The sequence below is a fragment of the Acinetobacter sp. RUH 2624 genome, assembly GCF_000162375.2.
Classification (GTDB): domain Bacteria; phylum Pseudomonadota; class Gammaproteobacteria; order Pseudomonadales; family Moraxellaceae; genus Acinetobacter; species Acinetobacter nosocomialis.
In genome coordinates, this window is record NZ_KI391939.1 from 2,245,809 (window position 1) to 2,270,787 (window position 24,979).

General features: G+C 38.5%; 21 protein-coding genes and 1 tRNA gene. 11 read left to right on the forward strand and 11 right to left on the reverse strand.

What is annotated here, in order from left to right; translation table 11 throughout:
• Positions 1-24 precede the first annotated feature (24 nt).
• Positions 25-110 (forward strand) — tRNA-Leu (locus HMPREF0014_RS17145).
• 76 nt (positions 111-186) lie between these two features.
• Complete coding sequence (locus tag HMPREF0014_RS17150) at positions 187-528, forward strand: hypothetical protein (protein WP_002048533.1); 342 nt, start codon at positions 187-189, stop codon at positions 526-528.
• On the opposite strand, the gene HMPREF0014_RS17155 is transcribed toward HMPREF0014_RS17150, so the two are convergent.
• From HMPREF0014_RS17155 to rlmE, 4 genes are all read right to left on the reverse strand, one after another.
• Positions 529-843 (reverse strand): DUF5713 family protein, encoded by a 315-nt coding sequence (locus tag HMPREF0014_RS17155; protein ID WP_004707350.1) that lies wholly within the window; start codon positions 841-843, stop codon positions 529-531.
• A 132-nt stretch (positions 844-975) separates the two neighbouring features.
• Positions 976-1,827 carry a dihydropteroate synthase gene (gene folP / locus HMPREF0014_RS17160; RefSeq protein WP_004885530.1) on the reverse strand — a complete coding sequence of 284 codons (852 nt, stop codon included), beginning with the start codon at positions 1,825-1,827 and terminating at the stop codon, positions 976-978.
• A 130-nt stretch (positions 1,828-1,957) separates the two neighbouring features.
• Positions 1,958-3,853 carry an ATP-dependent zinc metalloprotease FtsH gene (ftsH, locus tag HMPREF0014_RS17165; RefSeq protein ID WP_001286662.1) on the reverse strand — a complete coding sequence of 632 codons (1,896 nt, stop codon included), beginning with the start codon at positions 3,851-3,853 and terminating at the stop codon, positions 1,958-1,960.
• Positions 3,854-3,987: 134 nt separating this feature from the next.
• Positions 3,988-4,638 (reverse strand): 23S rRNA (uridine(2552)-2'-O)-methyltransferase RlmE, encoded by a 651-nt coding sequence (gene rlmE, locus HMPREF0014_RS17170; RefSeq protein ID WP_000235573.1) that lies wholly within the window; start codon positions 4,636-4,638, stop codon positions 3,988-3,990.
• A 199-nt stretch (positions 4,639-4,837) separates the two neighbouring features.
• Here rlmE and yhbY point away from each other — a divergent pair, with 199 nt between their 5' ends.
• Together yhbY and HMPREF0014_RS17180 are read left to right on the forward strand one after the other, a co-directional pair.
• Positions 4,838-5,161, forward strand: coding sequence for a ribosome assembly RNA-binding protein YhbY (gene yhbY, locus HMPREF0014_RS17175; RefSeq protein ID WP_000729551.1), 324 nt, complete (start codon positions 4,838-4,840; stop codon positions 5,159-5,161).
• Between the two features lie 14 nt (positions 5,162-5,175).
• Entirely contained in the window at positions 5,176-5,712 is a 537-nt protein-coding gene (locus HMPREF0014_RS17180) for a DOMON-like domain-containing protein (RefSeq protein ID WP_004707346.1), read from the forward strand.
• A 59-nt stretch (positions 5,713-5,771) separates the two neighbouring features.
• On the opposite strand, the gene HMPREF0014_RS17185 is transcribed toward HMPREF0014_RS17180, so the two are convergent.
• Positions 5,772-6,359 (reverse strand): hypothetical protein, encoded by a 588-nt coding sequence (locus HMPREF0014_RS17185; protein WP_004885524.1) that lies wholly within the window; start codon positions 6,357-6,359, stop codon positions 5,772-5,774.
• Positions 6,360-6,672: 313 nt separating this feature from the next.
• Here HMPREF0014_RS17185 and carA point away from each other — a divergent pair, with 313 nt between their 5' ends.
• From carA to greA, 3 genes are all read left to right on the forward strand, one after another.
• On the forward strand, positions 6,673-7,812 hold the full coding sequence (gene carA, locus HMPREF0014_RS17195) for a glutamine-hydrolyzing carbamoyl-phosphate synthase small subunit (protein WP_000106446.1): 1,140 nt from the start codon (positions 6,673-6,675) through the stop codon (positions 7,810-7,812).
• 14 nt (positions 7,813-7,826) lie between these two features.
• The gene (carB, locus tag HMPREF0014_RS17200; protein ID WP_004707343.1) at positions 7,827-11,057 is read left to right on the forward strand and encodes a carbamoyl-phosphate synthase large subunit; all 3,231 of its coding nucleotides are present in this window, start codon (positions 7,827-7,829) and stop codon (positions 11,055-11,057) included.
• Between the two features lie 87 nt (positions 11,058-11,144).
• Positions 11,145-11,621 (forward strand): transcription elongation factor GreA, encoded by a 477-nt coding sequence (gene greA, locus HMPREF0014_RS17205; protein ID WP_002048557.1) that lies wholly within the window; start codon positions 11,145-11,147, stop codon positions 11,619-11,621.
• A 79-nt stretch (positions 11,622-11,700) separates the two neighbouring features.
• On the opposite strand, the gene HMPREF0014_RS17210 is transcribed toward greA, so the two are convergent.
• The gene (locus HMPREF0014_RS17210; RefSeq protein ID WP_002048596.1) at positions 11,701-12,288 is read right to left on the reverse strand and encodes a TetR/AcrR family transcriptional regulator; all 588 of its coding nucleotides are present in this window, start codon (positions 12,286-12,288) and stop codon (positions 11,701-11,703) included.
• Between the two features lie 139 nt (positions 12,289-12,427).
• Here HMPREF0014_RS17210 and HMPREF0014_RS17215 point away from each other — a divergent pair, with 139 nt between their 5' ends.
• From HMPREF0014_RS17215 to HMPREF0014_RS17225, 3 genes are all read left to right on the forward strand, one after another.
• A complete protein-coding gene (locus HMPREF0014_RS17215; RefSeq protein ID WP_004885520.1) occupies positions 12,428-12,817 on the forward strand; it encodes a RidA family protein in 390 nt (129 codons plus the stop codon).
• Positions 12,818-12,931: 114 nt separating this feature from the next.
• Positions 12,932-13,564 carry a CatB-related O-acetyltransferase gene (locus HMPREF0014_RS17220; RefSeq protein WP_004885518.1) on the forward strand — a complete coding sequence of 211 codons (633 nt, stop codon included), beginning with the start codon at positions 12,932-12,934 and terminating at the stop codon, positions 13,562-13,564.
• Between the two features lie 121 nt (positions 13,565-13,685).
• A complete protein-coding gene (locus HMPREF0014_RS17225) occupies positions 13,686-14,123 on the forward strand; it encodes a universal stress protein (protein WP_006580508.1) in 438 nt (145 codons plus the stop codon).
• A gap of 37 nt (positions 14,124-14,160) precedes the next feature.
• On the opposite strand, the gene HMPREF0014_RS17230 is transcribed toward HMPREF0014_RS17225, so the two are convergent.
• Both HMPREF0014_RS17230 and HMPREF0014_RS17235 read right to left on the reverse strand, forming a co-directional pair.
• Positions 14,161-14,907 (reverse strand): hypothetical protein, encoded by a 747-nt coding sequence (locus HMPREF0014_RS17230; RefSeq protein WP_004885515.1) that lies wholly within the window; start codon positions 14,905-14,907, stop codon positions 14,161-14,163.
• A gap of 25 nt (positions 14,908-14,932) precedes the next feature.
• Positions 14,933-15,262: an MGMT family protein gene (locus tag HMPREF0014_RS17235; RefSeq protein ID WP_004707331.1), complete on the reverse strand. Its 330-nt coding sequence runs from the start codon at positions 15,260-15,262 to the stop codon at positions 14,933-14,935.
• 79 nt (positions 15,263-15,341) lie between these two features.
• Here HMPREF0014_RS17235 and HMPREF0014_RS17240 point away from each other — a divergent pair, with 79 nt between their 5' ends.
• Positions 15,342-16,058 carry a hypothetical protein gene (locus tag HMPREF0014_RS17240; RefSeq protein WP_006580506.1) on the forward strand — a complete coding sequence of 239 codons (717 nt, stop codon included), beginning with the start codon at positions 15,342-15,344 and terminating at the stop codon, positions 16,056-16,058.
• Here the strand turns inward: HMPREF0014_RS17240 and HMPREF0014_RS17245 are convergent.
• The 3 genes from HMPREF0014_RS17245 to HMPREF0014_RS17255 all read right to left on the reverse strand — a co-directional run.
• Positions 16,055-17,779: a CapA family protein gene (locus HMPREF0014_RS17245; RefSeq protein WP_006580505.1), complete on the reverse strand. Its 1,725-nt coding sequence runs from the start codon at positions 17,777-17,779 to the stop codon at positions 16,055-16,057. The two genes, HMPREF0014_RS17240 and HMPREF0014_RS17245, sit on opposite strands and share 4 nt — an antisense overlap.
• The gene (locus HMPREF0014_RS17250) at positions 17,776-19,431 is read right to left on the reverse strand and encodes a poly alpha-glucosyltransferase (protein WP_006580504.1); all 1,656 of its coding nucleotides are present in this window, start codon (positions 19,429-19,431) and stop codon (positions 17,776-17,778) included. The genes HMPREF0014_RS17245 and HMPREF0014_RS17250 overlap by 4 nt, the downstream gene beginning before the upstream one ends.
• A gap of 148 nt (positions 19,432-19,579) precedes the next feature.
• Positions 19,580-24,979, reverse strand: a 5,400-nt coding sequence (locus HMPREF0014_RS17255; protein WP_020992270.1) for a BapA/Bap/LapF family large adhesin, incomplete at its 5' end; no start/stop codon positions are given.

Genomic DNA, 24,979 nt, shown 5'->3' on the forward strand with positions numbered 1-24,979 from the left:
CTTGTCCTCTATTATTGCGCACATGCCCGGGTGGTGAAATAGGTAGACACAGGGGATTTAAAATCCCCCGCCCTCAAAGCGTGCCGGTTCGAGTCCGGCCCTGGGCACCATTTTCAACTATTGAATTTGGTGCTACAAAGAATCCAGCGTAAGCTGGTTTTTTTTATGCCTAATGAAAATGATCCCATGATAAGAATATTAATATTTATATCCTCTCTACTCTTTATACCTTCTACAAATGCTGGAGATATTTTTAACGGCACTATCCTATTTAAAAATAAATATTGGCATTTTATACGCTGCTCTATCACTCAAGATGACTATTTAATTGAAGCTTCTCAAGATGTGATTACTCAATTAAAAGCATTACAGCAGAAAGAGAAAAAATATTGGGTAAGCTTATTAGCAGATGTCAAAGTACAGCAGAATGGAAATTTAATATTGGAAGTTGAGAAAATAGATGAAGTTCATTTAGGGTCTTCATGTCATTTATTAGATGCACTTGAAAGCTTTGAAAATCGAGAGTAATTACCACTCTCGATTCATAACCAGCTCTTCCATTTCAAGATCTAAAAATCCTGCATCTTGCACCACCATCATCATTGCCTCCGCAATATAATCAGCAGCACTATCATCAAGCGATGAATCTAGATCTTCAAACTGCGGTTTCATTTCATTAATTTCACTTATAGTCTGATGAGCATATCGATAAACATCTTGATCAGCTAAAGCAGGCTTTTGAACTTTTTTAGCAAATTGTTCAATAAGCTGCTTAAGTTCAGCGACCAAAATATCTGGATAATATTCATCATCAAACATCGGGAGAAGTAGGTCTTCGAACATACAAAAGATTACACAACAGCAAAAACTTGCCGCTTATAACATATTTTCACAAAAATCACGAGATTTTTACCCGACTCACTCATCCACTTTATTTAAGACACCCATACCCTAGTCTATTTATACAAGGAAATTTCAAGCTTGTTGCATAGCTTGCCAAACCGAGATAGCGTCATGCATTGCTTTTACATCATGTGTTCTGACAATGGAAGCTCCTTGTTGAATACTAAGCAAATGCCCAGTAACACTTCCGACAGCACGTTGATCAGCGGCAGCACCTTTTAAAGCTTCTCCGATAAACCGTTTACGAGAAAGACCAGATAAAATTGGATAGCCCAATTCATTAAGTTTCCAAAATTCTTTTAATAGTTTTAAATTTTGCTGAGCATTTTTTGCAAAACCAAATCCAGGGTCAACAATAATGTTGTGCTTTTTTACCCCAACAGCCAAAGCCTCATCAATACGTTGTTGCAATTCTTGCATTACATCTAATGTTACATCAGCGTATTGATCCAACTGATTCATTGTAGTTGGCTCACCACGCATATGCATAATCACCACAGGGATATCTAGCTCTACAGCGGTTTTTAAAGCATTAGGACGTGTTAAGGCGCGAACATCATTCCAGATATGTGCCCCTGCTGCTTTTGCTGCGCGAATAACTTCTGGCTGGCTCGTGTCGATCGATAAAATAATATTATGACGAGATAAAGCTTCCACAACAGGTACCACACGGCGCACTTCTTCTTCTACTGCAACTTCTGAAGCACCAGGTCTTGTAGATTCTCCTCCAATATCAATAATAGTCGCACCTTGCTCAATCATATTAAGTGCATGATCAACCGCTTGGTCTAATTGGTTATGTTTGCCACCATCACTGAAAGAATCAGGGGTAACATTTAAGATACCCATGACATGAGGTTGAGATAAATCTAATTGAAGCTGTCCACACTGTAAAATCTGCTTAGGTAAAGAAATTAACTGCATAAAAAGCTCCGGTTCAAAATCAACGGCTATTTTAACAAGTATGCTTTACATGCTGTCGATTTCTTTCAGCTTTATCGAAATTTAAGACAAATAAAAAAGCCACATGATTGTGGCTTTTTTATTAATTAACTTAATTCATTGCTGGTAATGGCGGTGGAGTAGATGGACCATCTTTTGGTGGTTCAAACGCAGATACCGGATTTTCAGCAATATAAACTTTAGGTGGTTGAGGCTCACGACCTTCCATGATGTCACGGATTTGATCACGATCAATGGTTTCCCATTCCATCAACGCTTTAACCATTGCATGTGCGATATCTTTATTATTTTCCAAGATATCACGAGCAACTTTATACTGTTCATCTAAAATACGGCGTACTTCCTGATCAACTTGCTGTTGAGTAGCTTCAGAAATTGTACGGCTACCTACATTACCGAAGAATCCATTTTGGTTTTCATCTTCGTAAACCATAACACCCATTTTATCAGACATACCGTACTTCGTTACCATCGCACGAGCCATTTTTGTAGCACGTTCGAAGTCATTTGAAGCACCAGTCGATTGTTGCTGAATGAAAACTTCTTCAGCAATACGTCCACCAAACAAAATTGCAATTTCATTCAACATTTTGTCTTTATAGTGGCTAATCTGATCTTGTTCAGGTAACTGCCAAGTTACACCTAAAGCCCAACCACGCGGCATAATTGTTACCTTATGCACAGGGTCAGTACCCGGTAAAATCTCAGCAACAATTGCATGTCCAGCTTCATGGTAAGCAGTTGCACGACGCTCTTCTTCACGTAAAACCATTGATTTACGTTCAGGACCCATATAGATCTTATCTTTTGCATCTTCAAAGTCATGCATATCGACAGTGTTCTTATTACGGCGAGCAGCAAACAAAGCAGCTTCATTTACAAGGTTTGCCAACTGAGCACCAGAGAAACCAGGGGTACCACGAGATAAAACTTTAACATCTACACCAGTAACTGAAGGCAATTTTTTCAAATGCACATTCAGGATTTGTTCGCGACCACGAATGTCAGGTAAACCAACCATAACTTGACGGTCGAAACGCCCTGGACGTAATAATGCTTTATCCAATACATCAACACGGTTAGTCGCAGCAATAACGATTACGCCTTCATTACCTTCAAAACCATCCATCTCTACGAGCATTTGGTTTAAGGTTTGCTCACGCTCATCATGTCCACCACCTGTACCCGAACCACGGTGACGACCTACTGCATCAATCTCATCGATAAAGATGATACATGGTGCATGACGTTTTGCTTGTTCAAACATGTCACGGACACGAGACGCACCCACACCCACAAACATTTCAACAAAGTCAGAACCAGAAATGCTAAAGAATGGAACTTTTGCTTCACCAGCAATTGCTTTGGCTAATAACGTTTTACCAGTACCTGGAGGACCAACCATAAGTACGCCACGTGGAATCGTAGCGCCCAAGCGTTTGAATTTTGCAGGATCTTTTAAGAAATCTACAATTTCCACAACTTCTTGTTTCGCTTCATCACAACCAGCAACGTCAGCAAAAGTCACTTTGATTTGGTCTTCTGAAAGCATTTTCGCTTTCGATTTACCAAAACTCATCGGACCATTTTTACCGCCTGCACCACCACCCATGTTACGCATAAAGAACATGAATAACAGAATGATTAACAGTACAGGGAAACTAGCAATGAGAAGTTGCATCAAAATGCCTTGACGTTGTGGTGCTGTGCCCTCTACAACAACATTTTGCTTGTTTAAGCTTGGCATAAGTTCAGTGTCTTCAACTTGCGGACGAACAGTTTCAAACTGAGATCCATTAGTTTTTTCACCACTAATATTTAAACCGTCAATCGTGACTTGCTTAATTTGGCCAGCATTCACCGCTGCAACAAAATCTGAATATTTCATTGCAGTAGGCTTATTGCGGTCACTGATATTACTGAAAATTAAAATCAGAACACCCAGTATTATTAGCCACAATACGGCATTCTTGAAGTAATCGCTCAAAGCTTTATTCCCATATCGATCTAATTTGATCATGCCCAATCTTGGCCGATCGTCTTAAAAACAGCAATTGTCTTGCTTGCGGATAACCTAAAAGATACAAAATGCACAATTTTTAGGAGCTTGGCAAGTAAACTTTATTGCAATGCTTTCTTACGCCCTTGTCCAACCAAAAAAACTTCTTTAGATCGTGCCCGAGAAGCTGCTGGTTTTGCTGTTTTTAACACATCAAAACTATCAACGACTTGTTTACGAAACTCATCAAATCCTGCGCCTTGGAACACTTTAACAACAAACTGTCCATTTGGACCCAAGACTTTCTGAGCAAAGTCTAAAGCAAGTTCACACAAGTAAATCTGTCGAGGTTGATCAACAGCCCTATTACCTGATGTATTGGGGGCCATATCAGAAATTACAATGTCTACTTGTCTTCCGTTTAAAATATTTAACAATTTTTCAAATACAGCTTCTTCTCTGAAGTCGCCTTGTAAGAAAGTGACATCCGGCAAAGCATCCATAGGTAAAATATCGGAAGCAATAACTAAACCCTTGCTACCAACAAGTTTCCCAGCAATTTGCGACCAACTCCCAGGAGCTGCTCCCAAATCAACCACTGTCATGCCTGGCTTGATCAACTTATATTTTTCTTGAATTTCAAGAAGTTTATAGGCTGCTCGTGCACGATATCCTTCCTTTTGTGCTTTTTTTACAAAAGGATCGTCTAGATGTTCCCTCATCCACGCACGACTACTTTTAGACAATTTTTGGTTTGTGATGCGTGTTGCCATAACTCACTAAATATCAAAAAAACTTCTGATTGCTCATTGTACGTGAAAATTACTCTCATTACAGTACGGATGTAACGTAATCTCAATAACTTTTACAGTTTTTTTCCAATAATGTTGATCGATTATTTATACAGTTTTTCGTACATTTGATTTTAAGTTTTTTGCTATACTAAGTCGTTTTTAAAATCAGGTATTTTTAATGGCCGCTTTATCTATTCATGAACGTAAACGTTTACGTCAAATTGGTCACGTGCTTAATCCGGTTGTCATGATTGGTGGACAAGGCTTAACAGATGCTGTAATCGAAGAAACGCTTCGTGCTTTAAATGATCATGAACTCATCAAAGTAAAAATTGCTGGTGAAGACCGTGAAGCTCGCGCAGCTGTAATTGATGCAATTGTAGAAGCAACTGGCGCTGAAGCTGTGCAGAAAATTGGTAAAATCGTTTTACTCTACAAAAAAGCAGCTAAGCAAAACCAACACTTATCTAACCTCGTTCGTCACGCTCACTTAGCAAACTAACTTATTGACTACTTATGGCAAGTTACGAACTTTCAGCTTTTGATCGTTTTCATGCTGTTTCTGTTGTTGGCGCAATTGAACAGCAAGCCCCGCATACATTAAATGTGGGTTTTTGGATTCGTGATCCAAACCAACTTATTATCTGGCCCCAAGAAGTCGCGGCTCATCCTCGTCAAGATTTTTTGTGGGAAGATACTTGTTTTGAAATTTTTATCGGCGTGCATGATGAAGATTTCTACCGGGAAATTAACCTTTCCCCTTCTCAAGCATGGCAGACCTACCAGTTTGAAGAATATCGATATCCAGAAAGCATGCCTCCCCTCGTTGCTTACGATATCGAACTAAATCATCTCAAGCGTACCCATTATGGTTTAAATGTAAGTCTTGATTTAGGTCAGTTTATGCAGCAGCACCGTTTGAAATGGGCAAACCTTTATTTAGGTTTAACTGCTGTTTTAAAAACAAAAGATGGTATGCAGTACTATGCAATGCAGCATAGTGGCAAGAATGCTGATTTTCACAATAAACGTGATTGGCTGCATCAGTTTTAAAAAAATAAAAAAGCGAGAAATTAATTCTCGCTTTTTTATTGAATTTTAATCTTCAATTCTTAGTGATCTCTTGCTTTGTTCCAAGCCTCAACCGCATTATTTTTTGTGCGCTTTAAACTCTCACTTAAAGAATCTTTATGTTTTAAAGAAATTTGACTAATGTCACCCTTAAGTTCTTTAGTCACTTTCGTTAAATCTTCAATTAATGCATTAATTTCAGCTTTTAATGTATTTTTCAGTTCATTTAGTCCTTCTTGAGAAGTATTGAACTGAGCTTTAATCACATCAAGACGATGCAAAATATCTTGTTTAATCTGAGCAAGCTGGTTTTGAATATTCTGATTCAATTCTTGAGTTTCAGCCTCAATTTTTTCTTCAGTCTCGGTAATTACAGCTTTAACTTGTTCTTGAGTTTCTGCAATAGCCTCTTTAACTTGCGAAGTTGCTTCATGAGCGACTTCTTTCACCTGTTCTGTTTTTTCAGCTACAACTTCTTTTACCTGTGTTGCTTTTGTACTCACTGCTTTTTTAGCTCGAGTTGTTGTTTTCGCTACAGCTTCTTTTGCTTCAGTTACTTCGGCTTTAACCGTCTCTGCTACAGACGAAGCATTCTCAGCTATATCTTTTGAAACTTGATTATTGCTCATGCTATTTCCTCATATTGTTTATTTTTTAGCTAGCATTACAATAAGTGGAATTGACTTATTTCAGCCACCAGATTGTTAGACAATTTGCTAAAAGTATCAATTTCAGACAAGCGGATGAGTTTTTTTGCAAAAAGCAAGCAAGGAATTATATTTTTTAATCGAAAATAAATAGACTTTTTAGGGTTCCATGCGTATAATGCGCTGTTAAGTTACAAGCGGGCAGACCGATAGGGAGGGGCATGTTTTTTTAGAACATTGCCTATCTTTTTTAGGTCTACTCGCTTTTTTACAGCCGAAATTCAGGAGCTTTGGTTTGAGCACCCCCGCCATTTTAGCCCTCGCAGATGGAACGATCTTTAAAGGAACGTCAATCGGCGCAACGGGAAGTACGACTGGAGAAGTCGTTTTTAACACAGCCATGACAGGCTATCAAGAAATTTTGACTGACCCAAGTTATGCACAACAAATTGTGACATTAACTTACCCTCATATTGGTAACACTGGTTGCAACGAAGAAGACGTTGAATCTGGTCGTATCCATAAAGTATGGGCGAATGGTTTAATTATTCGTGACCTTCCACTATTACACAGCAACTTCCGTTCTGAGCAATCATTAAGTGAATATCTGCAAGCACACAATGTTGTCGCAATTGCTGATATTGACACACGTAAACTTACTCGTATTTTACGTGATAAAGGTGCACAAAATGGTTGCATCCTTGCCGGCGAAAATATTACTGAAGAAGAAGCGATTGCTAAAGCTCGCGCTTTTGGTGGTTTAAATGGTTTAGACCTTGCAAAAGAGTGCTGTGATCCAACAGGCTTTGAATGGTCTGAAGGTTCGTGGGTATTAGGTAAAGGCTTTACTCAACCTGAGTTAAAATACCACGTGGTTGCATACGATTATGGTGTCAAAACCAACATCTTGCGTATGCTTGCAGACCGCGGTTGCAAACTCACTGTTGTTCCTGCTGAAACTCCGGCTGAAAAAGTATTAGCACTTAATCCAGATGGCGTATTCCTTTCAAACGGCCCTGGCGACCCAGCTGCTTGTGATTACGCTATCGAAGCTGTAAAAACTATTGTTGAAACCACAACATTACCTGTATTTGGTATCTGTTTAGGACACCAAATCTTGGCACTCGCTTCTGGTGCAAAAACTGTAAAAATGAATCATGGTCACCACGGTGCGAACCACCCTGTACAAAATCTTGAAGATGGTACAGTGATGATCACCTCTCAAAACCATGGTTTTGCTGTAGATGCAGAGACATTACCGGCTAACTTAAAAGCAACGCATAAATCATTGTTCGATGGCACCTTACAAGGTATCCATCGTACTGACAAACCAGCTTTCAGCTTCCAAGGTCACCCTGAAGCAAGCCCGGGTCCACATGATTGTGCACCATTGTTCGATCATTTCATCGAACTTATCGAAGCATCTAAACAGTAATTAAGGAGCGAATAATGCCTAAACGTACGGATATTAAAAGCATCTTAATTATTGGTGCTGGTCCAATTGTTATCGGTCAGGCTTGTGAGTTTGACTACTCTGGTGCTCAAGCATGTAAAGCGCTTCGTGAAGAAGGTTACCGTGTTATTTTGGTTAACTCTAACCCAGCGACCATTATGACTGACCCTTCAATGGCTGATGCAACTTACATTGAGCCAATTACTTGGCAAACTGTTGCTCAAATCATTGAAAAAGAGCGTCCAGATGCAGTCCTTCCAACTATGGGTGGACAAACTGCATTGAACTGCGCACTTGCACTTGATGAAAACGGCGTATTAGCGAAATACAACGTAGAACTTATTGGTGCAACGAAAGAAGCGATTGAAAAAGCTGAAGACCGTAAACTCTTCGACATCGCTATGCGCAAAATCGGTTTGGAATGTCCAAAAGCTGCTATTGCTGAAACCATGGAAGAAGCATTGGAAATCCAATCTCGCTTTGGTTTCCCAGTAATTATCCGTCCATCATTTACAATGGGTGGTTCAGGCGGTGGTATTGCATATAACCGTGAAGAATTCCTTGAAATTTGTGAACGCGGTTTTGACCTATCTCCTACTCACCAGTTATTGATTGATGAATCTTTAATTGGCTGGAAAGAATACGAAATGGAAGTTGTTCGTGACAAAAACGACAACTGTATTATCGTATGTGCGATCGAAAACTTTGACCCAATGGGTGTTCACACAGGTGACTCAATCACTGTAGCACCAGCTCAAACATTAACTGACAAAGAATACCAATTGATGCGTAATGCTTCAGTTGCGGTTCTTCGTGAAATTGGTGTTGAGACAGGTGGTTCTAACGTTCAGTTCGGTATTAACCCGAAAGACGGCCGTATGGTTGTGATCGAGATGAACCCTCGTGTATCTCGTTCGTCTGCTCTTGCTTCTAAAGCAACTGGTTTCCCGATTGCAAAAATTGCTGCGAAACTAGCTGTTGGTTATACCCTTGATGAATTGAAAAATGACATCACTGGCGGCGTAACTCCTGCGAGCTTTGAACCATCAATCGACTATGTTGTAACGAAGATTCCTCGTTTTAACTTCGAGAAATTCCCACAAGCAGAACCTGTATTAACCACTCAGATGAAATCTGTTGGTGAAGTCATGGCAATTGGCCGTAACTTCCAAGAATCTGTACAAAAAGCATTACGTGGTCTTGAAGTTGGTGTAAGTGGTTTTGATGAAAAAATCGAAGCTGGTGCAACAAACGTAAAAGAAACCATTTTAAAAGAGCTTAAAGTTCCGGGTCCTGAGCGTATTTGGTACGTAGCAGATGCATTCCGTCATGGCTTTTCTTTAGATGACGTATTTGAAGCAACTAAGATTGACCGTTGGTTCTTGATCCAAATTCAAGATATCGTTAAGACAGAAGCCCAAGTAAAAACTTTAGGTTTTGGCGATCTAACTGCTGAAAATATCCGTTCGTTCAAACGTAAAGGTTTATCTGACCTTCGTATTGCGAACCTTATGGGTATTTCTCAAAAGCAATTCCGTAAGCAACGTTGGAACTTGGGCGTTTATCCAGTTTACAAACGTGTTGATACATGTGCTGCCGAGTTTGAATCCGGTACTGCATATATGTATTCAACTTATGATGAAGAGTGTGAAGCAAATCCATCAAATCGTGACAAGATCATGGTTATTGGTGGTGGTCCGAACCGTATTGGTCAAGGTATCGAATTTGACTACTGCTGTGTACACGCTGCTTTAGCAATGCGTGAAGACGGTTACGAAACAATCATGGTGAACTGTAACCCTGAAACTGTTTCTACCGACTATGACACATCTGACCGTTTATACTTCGAACCTGTAACACTTGAAGATGTTCTTGAAATCGTACGTACTGAGAAGCCAAAAGGCGTAATTGTACAATACGGTGGTCAGACTCCACTTAAGTTAGCACGTGCTTTAGAAGAAGCTGGTACTCCTATTATCGGTACTTCTCCAGATGCCATTGACCGCGCAGAAGACCGTGAACGTTTCCAACAAATGATTCAACGTTTACAGCTTCGCCAACCAAACAACAGCATCGTAAAATCTGCTGAAGAAGGTATCTCTGAAGCTGCGAAAGTTGGTTATCCGTTAGTTGTTCGTCCATCTTATGTATTAGGTGGTCGTGCAATGGAAATCGTATATAACGAAGATGAACTTAAACGTTACCTTCGTGAAGCAGTACAGGCTTCTAATGAAGCGCCTGTTCTTCTTGATCACTTCCTTGATGATGCAACTGAAGTTGACGTTGACTGCGTATCTGACGGTAAAGATGTCGTAATAGGCGGTATCATGCAGCACATCGAACAAGCTGGTATTCACTCTGGTGACTCTGCATGTTCTATCCCTCCTTACTCTCTTTCTAAAGAAGTACAGGATGAAATGCGTCGTCAAACCGTTGCTATGGCGAAAGAACTTGGTGTAGTTGGTTTGATGAACGTTCAGTTCGCAGTTAAAGGCGACGATATTTACGTTCTTGAAGTAAACCCACGTGCATCACGTACTGTTCCGTTCGTATCAAAATGTATTGGTGAATCTTTAGCAAAAGTAGCTGCTCGTTGTATGGCGGGTCAATCACTTGAATCTCAAGGCTTTACTAAAGAAATCATTCCAACTCACTTTGCTGTGAAGGAAGCTGTTTTCCCATTTGCTAAGTTCCAAGGCGTAGACCCAATGCTTGGGCCTGAGATGAAATCTACAGGTGAAGTAATGGGTGTTGGTAAAACATTTGGCGAAGCATTCTATAAAGCCGTTTTAGGTTCGAATGATCGTTTACCTGGTCTACCAACTGAAGGCGAAGAAAAGATTGCTTTCTTATCTGTTCGTGAATCTGATAAGAAATATATTGCTGATATCGCTAAAAAGTTCGTAGCTTATGGCTTCAAACTGGTAGCAACAGGTGGAACGTATAAAGTACTTAAAGAAGCAGGTTTGGAATGTGAATCTGTAAATAAAGTAACTGAAGGACGTCCACATATTGTTGACCGCTTGAAAAATGGTGAAATACACCTTATTGTCAACACTACTGAAGGCAAACAAGCTCAATATGATTCTGCAATGATTCGTCGTGCTGCCCTCCAAGGCAAAGTTTATTACACAACGACTATCAATGGTGCAGAAGCAGTTTGCCAAGCCTTTGCTGTGAAATTGCCAATGGATGTATACCGCTTGCAAGATTTAACTGTAGGTTAATTTTTTTCCGATAAGTCCCGCCACCTTATCGGTGGCGGGATTTTTTCATTTTTTTAACTGTGTTTTCTCAACTTAAGAGGGACCGAAATGCAACGTTATCCAATGACCCCTGAAGGTAAAATCGCCTTAGAGAAAGAATTACAACATCTGAAATCTGTTGAACGTCCACGTATTACTCAAGCGATTGCTGAAGCACGTGAACATGGGGACTTAAAAGAAAACGCAGAATACCATGCTGCTCGTGAACAGCAAGGTTTCTGTGAAGGCCGTATCCAAGATATCGAAGGGAAATTGGGTGCTGCACAAGTCATCGATGTTAAAGACTTAGAACAAAACGGTCGTGTTGTATTCGGTGTTACGGTAACGATTGAAAACCTTGATACTGAAGAACGTAAGACTTATAAGATTGTTGGTGATGATGAGGCTGATTTTAAAATCAATAAAATTTCAGTAAATTCACCAATTGCACGTGGCCTTTTGGGTAAAAATGAAGGTGATGAAGTAAAAATTACCACTCCTCAAGGCGAAGTTGAATACGAAGTTGTAAGTGTAGAATATCTTTAATTTTTAATTAGATATACTTAGGCTATAAGACCCCTCAATTGAGGGGTTTTTACATTTAAGATAAATAGTAAAAAATTCACTATGCGTCTTTTAAAAAACCTGATGCAAAGATTTGAAAAGCATTTAATGCTTCAGGAAGTACCTGTTCAGGATATTCACTAGAAGCCACCCATAAGGCTGCATTCATGGCAGCACCATTTAAAAGCACTGCTGCTGCTTCTGGATCTACAATTTTAATTCGTTCCTCTATCAAAAGCTGTTCAACGCACTCCCGAGTAGACTGCAAACATCTATTTTGACTTGGCCAATGCGCCGGATCACCCAACACTGCAGGGCCATCACGTAGCACAATACGCTGAAATTCAGGCTTCAAAGCATTTTGAATATAAGTCTGCCCTTCAACTAGTAATCCTTCCCAAAGATCATCAAACTGCTCTCGATGCTGCTGAGCATATTCGGCCATCTGTGAATCAATTTGTTCTACAACTGCTGCAAATAAACCACGCTTATCGCCAAAATGATGATAAAGCGCCCCACGAGTCAATCCTGCCTCGGCCGTGAGTTTATCCATTGAAGTATCGGTATAGCCATATTCCGCAAATGCATGACGTGCTACTTCAATTAGTTTTTTGCGGGTTTCCGCCATTTTTCTTTCACGAACAGACATATATTTCACCTGCTAATCATCACAAAAAATATTAATTGACATACGCCTCGTATGTCAATTAAGTTTACATACGAGGCGTATGTGAAAATTAACCGACATTTATTGATTAGAAGTTAAATACTGAAGGAGAACAAACCTGATGAGAACTGCAATATTTCCCCAAAATCGTCATGCCTTATATGAACAGCATGGCTATTCAGCCGCAATTCAATTGAAAGATTTACTCTTTGTTTCAGGGCAGGTTGGTAGCCTTGAAGATGGCTCGCCTGTACCTGATTTTGAAAAACAGGTAACACAAGCTTTTAAAAACTTAGAAGAGACATTAAAAGCAGCAGGTTGCACTTTCGATGATATTATTGATGTCACTACTTTTCATACGGATCCCGAACGGCAGTTTGAAAGTATTATGAAGGTTAAAAATCAAATCTTTACACAAAAGCCTTATCCCAACTGGACAGCTGTTGGCGTAACTTGGTTAGCAGGTTTTGATTTTGAAATTAAAGTCATTGCACGTATTCCTCATAAGTAATGAAGACAAATTAGTACGTGCTTTAGTATTCGATTCACTAGCTGAACTAAGATTATTGGTTCAGCTTGAATCGCAATTGGGTATAATGACCTATTCCCTTTTTATATCTTCCTTATGGCTGAAAAGTTAATTAGCTCCCCTGTCCGTCATTGGTGCGAATTTGAATTTATTTCCAAAACTGTAAAAAATCCGAATATCCATATTAAAGGTAATTATTCTTACTACTCAGCCTACTGGGATCAAGGTTTTGAACGCTGTGTCGTACGCTATTTACACGACAAACCATCTACTCCCGATAAACCAATCGATCAGCTTTATATTGGTAATTTTGTATGTTTTGGGGCTGAGTGTGTGATTATGATGGGTGGTAATCAGCTTCATAGACCAGACTGGATTTCGACTTTCCCTTTTGATACCCGCAGTTTTTTACCAGCTGGTGACACCATCATTGCAGATGGTTGCTGGATTGGAAGCCGTGCCATGATTATGCAAGGTGTAAAAATCGGTGAAGGTGCTGTTATTGCAACTGGAGCTGTCGTCACTAAAGATGTCCCACCCTATGCAATTGTAGGTGGAGTTCCGGCAAAAGTTATTAAATACCGTTTTCCTCAAGAGCAAATAGAAAAACTACTCGCTTTAAAGATTTATGATTTAGATGAAAAACAAGTTTTAAAAATGCGGGAATATTTGCAAACTGATGATATTGACGCTTTAACAATCTATATTGAAAATTTAAGAGATAAGTAAAATATATTCTCAAATTTTCTTGTTTAAAAACCACAAATGATTACGTGGTCGAATTTAAATCGTAAGAAAAGAAGTATAAAGTATTGAATAAATAAGCATCATTACAATAAGGAACATTCTCATGTTATACCAACATATTCTTGTACCAATTGACGGTTCTGAAACATCTATGGTCGCTATGAAAGAAGCGATCAAACTTGGCAAAGCATTAAATAGTAAAATTACTATCGTACAGGTCATGGCACTTGATCCAATTATTGCAGATCTTTATGTCAAGACTGGCCAAACCAATGAACTAATTGAGCGGACTAGAACATACTTACTTGATATTTTAGAACAAGCCAAACAACAGTTTTTACAAGAAGGTCTTAGCTTAGAAACCAAATTACTTGAAGGTTTCGTTGTGCATGAAGAAATTATTCAAGCTGCACAAGAGCTTAATGCTGACTTGATTATAATGGGCTCTCATGGCCGTACAGGCGTACGAAAACTTGTATTAGGAAGTGTTGCACAAAAAGTTTTAGGTGAAAGCCATATTCCTGTTTTAATTGTTCGCTAAAAAATGCCTGTCTGGCTCAATTCGGCCAGATAGGCACCTATTTTTTAAAAGGAATAACGTCTTCTCTTGATTGCTCAACCGTTATTGTTTTTTTACTTTTAAAAGCATCCCAAGAATAATTTTTATAATTTAACTGCCATAAATAGTAAGATTGACCGATATCTTTAAACCTAATATTTAATGTCATCCATGTTTCATCATGGCAATGCGGTGACTTCTTATACTCTTGTTCTGAAAAACATGCTCGAATCATTTTACTTGAAGAAAAATTAATATCTTTTAAGGCAACTTGATACTGACCTTTAGACTTAAGCTCAATAAAATCAGCGTTTTCCTCAAAACGCCCTCCTCCAGAATAACCAGTAAACCATGTGTTTAGCACTGCTATTGCATGCTCATTTTTATTGAGTGGATATAGTGCTGGAAAGATTTTGAGTCCATTAGGGCCTAAATCATCAGAATGTGGCTCTTTATTACTATGTTCATAATTTTTAAAATTCCACTGATTCAACACCGTATATTGATTATTTTGCTTTTTAACTTCAGCAATTTGTGGAGTTTCATCTATTAAATAATAAGTCTGATCTTGTGTGTTTTTGACTTTCCATAGCTTAGCTTCATCGCTACATTTATGACTTAACTGCTGACAAATCGAATGTATATCTTGTGAGGAGACTTTCACATTTATAAAAGGTTGAGCTGAAATAGCCTGCTCTGCAAAACTCGATTGCACTGTTAAACCTAGTAGTAATATGGCTAGACTCTGCCATTTATAATTCTGCATTTGTATTTGTTCTCTATTAATAATTTTAAGGTTGCCATGCGAACTGCTTTAAGTTCACTTTGCCATTCAACAAATAGACTCCTTCAGCTTCAAGCTTTAACTGCTGAACATTTTCACCTTTTTCATTAAACTTACTTAGGCTAATTTTACCTTGTGAGTTAATAACACGGTACCAAGGAACTTGATGATCTGCATCAAGATGCTTAAGAACATAACCTACTAATCTGGCGTGTTTGGGTAACCCTGCCATACGTGCTATTTGTCCGTAAGTTGCTACTTTTCCATACGGAATTAGAGCAATGACTTCTAAAATCTGTCGATGTAGTTCATACTGAGTTGTCAAAATGGAATCCATAAAAATTGACATCGTTCATATCATATAAAAATTTACTTTAAATCTCTTTAAAAGAATATGCAGAGACATTGCGATGAATATGAAAAAAACCTTACTGATGATTACAGGGACACTTCTGTGTGTTTCTTGTACGACCCGCCCTCCTCTACAAACGCCAGATTTATCAGAGGAACCTGCCAATAATAGACCTGTAGTTCCAGTTACTTTCGTTTTTACTACAGACAATCCTTCTGCTGCACGCTTTGATAACCTTACACAAATGCGAAAAGAAGTCCGCATATTAAATACATATTATTTAGATGACCAAGGCAATAAAATCTTTAATTTCAAATTAAACCGTTATATTTCTTACCAAGATTTTTCAAAAATGCATTGCGAACTTGGTAATGAAATAAACCAGGCTCGTCCTATTTCTATAGGCTCGATTCCTGCAAGCGTGAATGCATGCTTTCCTAAACGAACAGCACGTAAAGAGGTCATAGTCTTTATATACGATGCGTATTCAAAAAACTTAGAATTTGATGATGTTACTAGTCGTACATTCCGTAATAATGGAAAACCCTTTATTTTATTAGACTGGAATCGATTAAATTACAACATTCAAGCGGGTAGTATTCATGAAATGGGCCATGCTTTCGGCTTAAAACATGTGTGTGTACCTAATGCAACCAAAACCACCCCCACCAATATTATGGCCAGTGCTGAGTGTAAATTAGGCAGTGGCGGTTTAAGAAATTTGGGGTTTACTCAAACACAGCTTCAAACCATCTTATCAACTTATAAACAATATTCTTAAAATTTAATTTCAACATATCTCCCCAAGTTATCTTGGGATGCCATATAATTCTCATGGGTCAGTAAAGATGTCATATAAGTACTGGCCTTTGAGAAATCTTCAATATCTACTGGATACGGTTGCCAAAAAGTTTTTAAGTTATCCGTATAAATTGGATAAAGACGAAGTAAGTCATTTGCCAAATCGAGTTTGGCTATACAACCAAATGGCAAAGCATTTTGCTGTTCATATTCTCCATCACTATTAAACACAGCATTACCAATACCAAACACAACAGGCTTTTGGTTGATGATCTGGATTGGCTGAATAGTATGAGCGCCATGACCAACTATAAGATCAGCTCCTGCTTGAGCAAGAATAGTCGCGAGTTTAGTTTGGTCTTTTGTAATAGGCTTAAAATCGATACCCCAATGACAAATAACAATAATTTTGCGCTCTGGATGATTCTGCTTATAACGCATTATTTGTTCAAGTAAAACAGCGTTTAAACAAGCTACTCCACTTCTTGACCCTAGTGCATAGAAATCATAGTCTAGATAAGCACTGTCTCTATGCCAATAACCATTAAAAATCGCATAGTGCTTAGCTTCAAAAGCTATTTCAAAGTAATTGTGAGCATCTTTTTGGTTCAGTCCAGCGCCAATATAAGCAATACTCGCCTGATCCAACTGTTGTAATGTATGGGCCAACCCTTCATCACCATAATCCTTCAGATGATTGTTCGCCAACACCAAATAATTCAAATGAATGCTCTTAAGCTCTTCTAATGTTTTTTTAGCGTCGGCTTTTAGAATGAATGGCTTTTTATCTTTTAACGGCGATTGATTTTCTAAAGAAAAGACTGCTTCAAAGTTAGCTATGTTTATGTCATTTTTACCTAAAAATGGCTGTATTTTTTGAAATGAATAGTGATATCCATACTGCTGTAAAGCATCTGTTTGTCCTCTAGACTTACGCTTTTCAGTGTACATTTCACCGAAATAGGTATCTCCCATAATATTGATAATGCCTGTTTGAGAAGAACATTTTTTTGCCTCGACATACTTTTCTTGAAAAAAATGGTAGTAAGGAACCAAATGCTCAAGACGGTGAATATCATCTAAAAAAGAGAAAAATCCAATGCTCTGGTTCTGTTCGGAATAAGTGATATAAATCTGTCTAAAGGTATGTGAGAGATATAAAACCGAGGTGAGTACTGGATGAGCAAGCAAAGGCGTAATCGGTTGATATACTTTATTTTTAAAAAAAAGTGTTTTGATAAAGAAAAGTTTTTTCAGCTCGGCTGGGTAGCTATAAATGTGTTTTACCAACAAAAATAGATTTTTTAATTGATTAGGTGCTTTTAAAGTTAATTTGTAGTTTTCCGCTCTCTTAGACAAGATCAATTGAGCTTGCTCAACGGAATCAAACAGTATATTGCTTAAGGCATCTTTAACATCATTTGCCTGAGTAAAAATTACGAATTGTAAAAGCTGGGCAAATGTATAAGATTCATTTTTTTCCAAGCCCAAATATTGTTCACCAATTTTCTTATTTTTTTGTTCAGAAACCCGATAGACTTTATCAGCTTGAACTTTTTTTTGATGGAATTGTTCTAATGCATAATCAATCAATAATAAAGTAGAAATGTCTCCATCAATTTCAAATGTCCAAATTGCCTCTTCAAATTGAGCATGATCAAGAGAGGCTAGCAGCTTAATTTCAAATAGAGGATCAGTCATATCTCCTCTCCTTCGAAATCTTTTACGTAAGCAATGTAGCCAGACAAGTTATGTTCCTGATCATCAATTCTTACTCTAAAACGATCATGTCGTACATAAAAAGCATTTAATATTTTATCTGGACGCGCCATGTACATCGCTATTTCCGGATAGAAAAAACCTGTGGTTTGAAACTCAGCCCGAAATGTAATCAGTTTTTTTAATTCGTGCATATAAGCTTGTTCAAAAAGTTTTTGATAGCCTTGCTTTTTTAAACGATTTACCATTTTATAAGCAGCCATTAGCATTTCTAACAAAGTTGCATACGTTGTTTTTCTATTTCGAATAAAAATAAAATGTTTTAAATAATTATTTAAACCAAAAATAAAATATTTTTCTTCAGGACATATTTTTGTAAGCTCATTGGTACAGTAACTTAACCAATGATCATGATATTTTTCATATCTTTTATAAATAAAATTTTCAAACATTAATTTAACAGTGTCTAATAATCTTTTATCCTGATTTATTTGATACAACCTGAGTAAAGCTAATGCTGCTTCTCCATCATAATAAATGATTCTAAACTTTTCTTTTAAATCATAGTCTGGATAATTTAATACATGAGTAGTTAATCCATCTGAATCAACTAATTTTAAAATACCATTTGCAAGTTTCTCTGCATATTTTAAATAATCTGTTTTTTGAGTAATTTCCTGATATTTCGTTAACATTAAAATAGCTGCTGCGTTTGCACCTAATTTAATTTCAAACTCCCCTTCTTTACCATCAATCATAAAAGCAGTTGTAGAGTCTTTTTCTTTATAGAAAGTAGTAAGAGCGTATTGAATTGCTGCAATAATTTTAGGCCAGTACTCAGATTTATCTTGTAATTCGAAAGTTTCTAATAGTGCATAAAGTGATGTGCAATGACGTACAGTATTGTAGTTGCGGATATCTCGATCGAAGGCAGGAAAATAGCCATAAATGAATTTGCCATTTTCTTGAATCTGGCTGTGCAAAAACGCTGCATTTTTCTCAATGAGCTCTCTAAAATGCAGCTTTTTATTGGTCGCAATACCTCTAATACCATTTGCATCATAACGGCTTGCTAAATTAATAAACTGTCCATTTTCATAAAAAGTTGCATAGGTATCGAAAGTCCAAATGTCTTGCAGCTCTTGTAGTCTAATTTGTGGTTTAGGAGCGTTATATTTTTGCTTAATTGCATAGTTGAGATTGGTTTCATCAAAAAAGTTAGGTTTGTCATAACTCAAACCTCGAATAATTGCTTTGCCATATATCTCTTGCTCCAGAAAAACCACCGAACATGCTTCATCAAATGCAATTCCTCTGCGGTAATGATTATTATGAAATTGATGATGAACAAGTTGTTCTATTTGACTCCAACTTTGTTTTTCCAGGTTGTACGCAACATCAATTTTTATATAGTCTGGAAGTTGATCTGGAGAAAACTGGTTATCAATAAAATCGAGTAACTGTATAGTTGCTTGTGAAAAAGCTGTTTTTTCGGTATGCCAGACACTACATCTTTGATCTTTAGGACCAAATGATATAAACAAAATTGTTTTTTCCGGAAGGTTTGGAACATGCTGAACGAAATGTTCCAACCAAAGCTTAAGTTGTCTTTTAAAGTCTAAAAATACCGCCACTCGAATTAAGTCCCTATTCGTTATTTGTTGTTCTATAAAATTTTCAATACATCATAGCATGAAGTCTTTAAAAGCTAAGTTAACGTATTGTTTAAACATAAAAAAAGAGAACCCTAGGGTTCTCTTTTTTTATTTGGTTAATTATCTATTAATAGATAATTTGACCATTGTTGAGAAGATCATTAAGCGTTAATGATGTTCTTGGTTCATCTATATGAATCGTCAACAATTGTGTGCTTGTGTAAGTCGTACCTAAGCCATCACGGTCTACACTAATGGTGGCATTTTGTGTCGCTGCGTTATAGCTTACAGAGACATACTGACCAATAGTCAAACTGTTTGGATGAGTAAGTAACAGGTTACTTATATCGATCTTATCGGCTTGGTTATCAGTTGCTGTATTACCTACATGGAAATCAGTCCATGTATCTACACCACCTGCAGTTGTGTTTCCTCCTGTTGGACTATTCACACTAGCAGCAGTCAACGTGTTGTAAATCAAGGTATCCGAGCCATTTCCAAGCGTAAATGTATCATTTGCTCCTGTACTTACAGCTAGGCTATTCAATTCTTGACTTAAGTTGATAGTTAATGTGCTAGTTGACTCTGCACCAGTCACTGATACAAGTTTGTAGTTAATCGTATCAATCGTAGCATTTGCCGCAGTATCAAGAGCTTTGTAATGGTACGAACCATCATGGTAGAGATACAACGTACCTTCACCAGTATTGATCGCCTGACCAGCAGCAATTTGGTAATTACCTGGTGTAACTTCAACATATAGTTGAGAGCCAGTTGAAGTATCTGCAACTCCACCAGTTGTATCGCCTAACAAGATATTACCGTGAATCCAATCAGACTGACCATCAGGTGTGTATTGATCTAGATGTGTAGCTTTTGTAGTTACTGCAGAATCTAGAGTCACAGTTCCTAAAGAAATCAGACTAGATAAACTAAATACCACTCGATAAGTACCAGCAGATAAGTGAGATACATCAGCTGAGTATGCTGGTGCACCTAAAACTCCTGCCAAGGCTGTCGCAGAACCCGAGTAAACAGTATCTACCCATGTTCCACCAACCAATTGCTGGATTTTATAACCAGTTGTTGGAAGAGCTGACAAGCTTAATGTTGCCGTATAGTCTAACTCAACATGAACATCACTTACCGTATTATTAGCAATAACGAATTGATTCGAAGTGACTGTATTGCTTAATACAGGTAATGGCGGGAAACCTGTAAGGTTACCAATAGTTACCGTGCCACTTGGTACATCAGCAACTGCATCAGTCACTTGTTTCATACTAATAGTTGCATGATTGGTATCAGCATTTGCTACAGGTAACGGAATTACGCCATCTGCACCAGGGTTAGCACTGTCCCAAGTGATATTTACATCTGGAGAACCAACCTGAACATGTAATGTCGCTGTATCTGTTGCTCCTGTTAATGCATCACGAATTGTGTAAGTGAATGAATCCACTTTACCAATTGCACTTGTATCAATTGTATTTGGTGTGTAGGTATAGTGACCATTTGTAGAAATAACCAATGTACCGTATGCACCATTTATAACAGTATCTGTTCCTACTGTTTGTGGTAAAGCACCTACAACTTCAGAGGTTACAGTTGAAACCTGTGTAGTTAAGGTCGTTATATCATTCGTCAATACGTTACCATCTGCAACGATAGCGTTATTTGTAGGAGCAACTGTGTAATTGAAGTCATCTTTCACTACACTCATTGTACCTAAGATACCTACTCCTAAACCGGTGTAAACCATAAATGCTCGGTATTCACCTTGGCCTAGATCTGGAACAGTTACACCAATACCACCGCTTCCTAATAAACCAATATTAAGTAAGCCCGTACTTGTACCACCATTAATGTTATACCAAGAACCATCCGAACCTTTTTGTTGCAATACCACTTTATAATCATTCAATAATGATACTGATAGTGCTGCACTGTATGAGAAGGTCACTTCAGCTTCGTGACCAGCGTCAATAGTAAAACCAACACTAGGAGTTCCTAAAACAGGTACATTTAAATTCTCTGTAATTCCTATCAGTGCTAAATAGGTTGCAGAACCTACAGCTACACCAAGGTCGCCTTGAGGAACGATATCTACAGCAGCAGAAGCCACATTATCAATTGCATCTACAGGAGTAATTGTGATGTCAGCAGGTTGTGATGGATCACTTGTATTCCAAGTCATATCGACAGCGTCGCTATCAATATGGAGATACAAGGTCGCTTGCGATGTATTTAGACCATCTGACAAGGTGTAAGTAAACTGATCAACTTGACCAAGGCTTGCAGCCTCACCATTTGGTTGATAGCTGTAATTACCATTAGCATAGATTGACAATGTACCATGGTCACCAACAATATTTGTTACACCTGTCGGATTAACCGCATGTGCTATGCCATTAAATTCAACGCTCGTTACTGTACTAAAACCAGAAGCAGTATCTGCGTGTCCATTTAATCCAACATCATGGATAACATTACCTTCAGCAACTTTTGTACTGTAGCCTGTGATATTTGTCGCATCAAATACATCTTTCTGAACTGACAATGTACCTAATAAGCTAACTCCAACACCACTACCAGCATAAGTCATATAAGCTCTATATTGACCAGCAGCTAGGCCTTCCAATGTCACTGAATTTCCACCAAAGGCTGCAAGACTAAGTAAGTTAGCATCTCCAGTACCATTTACAGCTACCCATTGATTCGTTGCGGTATCAAATTTTTGTACTACAAGAACATAATCGGCTAACAAGCTTGCACTGATAAGCGCACTATAGTTAAACGTTACATCATTTAATGTTGCGTTAGTTAAAGTGAAGTTAACGCTTTGGCCACCAGCCTGGAAGTCAAAATTATCGGTCAATGACAATAACGCTAGATATGTAGTACTACCTACCGCAACATCGTTACCAATTTGCAGATATTCAGGATTAATGACTGCGACAGCAAGATCATCGACCGCAATCACAGGCGTGTTATTACCAATAGTGAAGTCTAGACTTGCACTTATATTGCCACCCAGAGGATCAGATAATGTATAAGTGAAGTGATCGACTAGACCTAGGTTTGCATTCGTATTATTCGGCGTATAGATGTAATCACCATTTGCGAATATTTGAAGCGTACCGTATTGACCTTGAATAATTGTTCCAGTGTTTGGATCAATATTTGTAGTCACACCGTTTACAGTAACTGAATCAACAATTGTGAATCCCGTTACAACATCAGCATGTGTGCCTACACCAAGGCCAGTAATGACATTGCCTTCAGATGCTAAACCAGTAAAGTCAATTTGGTTTGGATCATAAACATCCATCGTACCAGACAATGTACCTAGGATACTCTTACCATATAGACCGTTATATGTCATAAAGGCACGGTATTGACCTTCGTCAAGTCCTTCAACAACCACTCCTGGTGTTGCGTTCACACCTATACCCAATACACTTAGGTTCAGTAAAGAAGCTTCACTGCTACCAGTAATTGATTCCCAACGATTTGTAGCAGTATTGAATTTCTGTACTACAAGTTGGTAATCACCAAGCGCTCCTTCATTGATTAAACTGCTGTATTTAAAGGTTGCAGTTCCAGTTTCACCAGCACCTACATTGAAGTTCACAGTACTATTCACGAATGGTAAAGGAGCTTGTAGGTTGATGCCAGCCAACGATAACAATGCAAGATAAGTTGCGCTACCCAATGCTCTGTCATCTTCGATGAGATGAGGCTCAGCAGCAATTGCCGCATTTACAGCATCATCTACCGCTGTAATCGTTACAGTAGCAGGTTGTGATGGGTCTGCTGCATTCCAGTTCATATCCACAACTTTACTATCTAGATGTACATAGAACGTAGCTTGTGAAGTTGTATTAGAAGCTGGGTCTAACAAGGTATAGGTAAATTGATCAACTTGACCTAAACCAGCACTATCCGCATTTGGCGTATAGGTATAATCACCATTTGCATAGATGAGTAAAGTACCGTGGGTACCGATAATCTCAGTTGGAGATGCACCAACTGTAACCCCATTGACTTCACTGATAATGCTGTTAGGTGTAGCAATATCAACAGCACCATTTGTATTTGGATCAGAGATTAGGTTGCCATGAGCTGCCACTACATTGTAACCAGTAATAACCGCAGGGTTATAGACATCTACACTGCCGTTTAATGTGACAGCTACTGCTCCACCTACCAAACCATTGAATGACAAGAACGCTCTATATTCACCCTCTGTAAGCCCACCTATTTGCGCAGTTGGCGTATTACCGAGTAAGGTCAAGTTCAGTAATGAACGATCACCTGTACCATTCACTGCTTCCCATTGTCCTGTCACATCATTGTATTTTTGCAACACAACATTGTAGTTACCTAAGGCAGATGCACCAATCAAGCTATTGAAGTTAAATGTTGCAACCCCTTCCTGACCAGCAGCGATAGTAAAGTCAACCGTATCTACTGTGAGTAGTTGTAGGTCAACAATATTTCCGACATTCAATAGAACGCCATAGAATGCTGAATCAGTCTCTGTACCCACCAATTGATATTGTGGGTTGAGTTCAACTTCAACAAGGTTATCCGCTGCACGAATCGAATCAAACACGATATTAAGATTAGCTTGACCTGTTGCTCCAGTTGCTGAGTCAGTTAACGTATAAGTGAATACATCTGTTTGACCTATACCAGAGCCATCTGCATTTGGTACATAAACGTAACTACCATCTTGATAGAAAGTAATTGTTCCGTAAGTACCTGCAAATGTTTCCCCATTAGCATCAATCGGATGGCCATTCACTGACGAAACATAAGTAGTTGCTGTTACTTGATCGACTTGACCTGTTGTTGGATCCGGATCAGTAATCACGTTACCTTCAGCGTTACCAACCTGATAACCACCTGCTACAGACAGATCATAATCATCCATAGTGGCAGACAGAGAACCTAACACACCCAATCCTAACAAGCCATCGTAGGCTAAGAATGCACGGTATTGACCCGCATCTAAACCATCAAGGACTGCACCAGGAACATTTCCTGTACCAATGCCTAACAAGTGCAAGCTAATTAATGATGAATTAGCATCACCATGTATAGATTCCCATTGATTCGTTGTTGTATTGAACTTCTGAACTACTAACTTGTAGTCAGAAAGTACAGCTGCATCGATTAAACCACTATATTGGAAAGTGACCTCACCTTCGTGTCCAGCAGCGACGGTAAATCCTAACGAATTACCACCAAGTTGAAGGTCTAAGCCTGCTACAGATGTAAGTACTAAATAAGAAGTACTGCCTAAACTTACATCATTACCAACAAGAGATGGTTGCGGACTAAGGACTGCATGATCAGTGTTATCAAAGGCCAAGATACTAGAAGAACTAATCGTTACCGTACCAGTTGCCGGAATCGATACATTCCCTGCCGGGTCGGTTGCTGTCACAGTCACAGTATGTGGACCATCTGCCAACACTGGAAGTGTATTGTCTGCAAGGGTCCAACTACCGTTGCCATT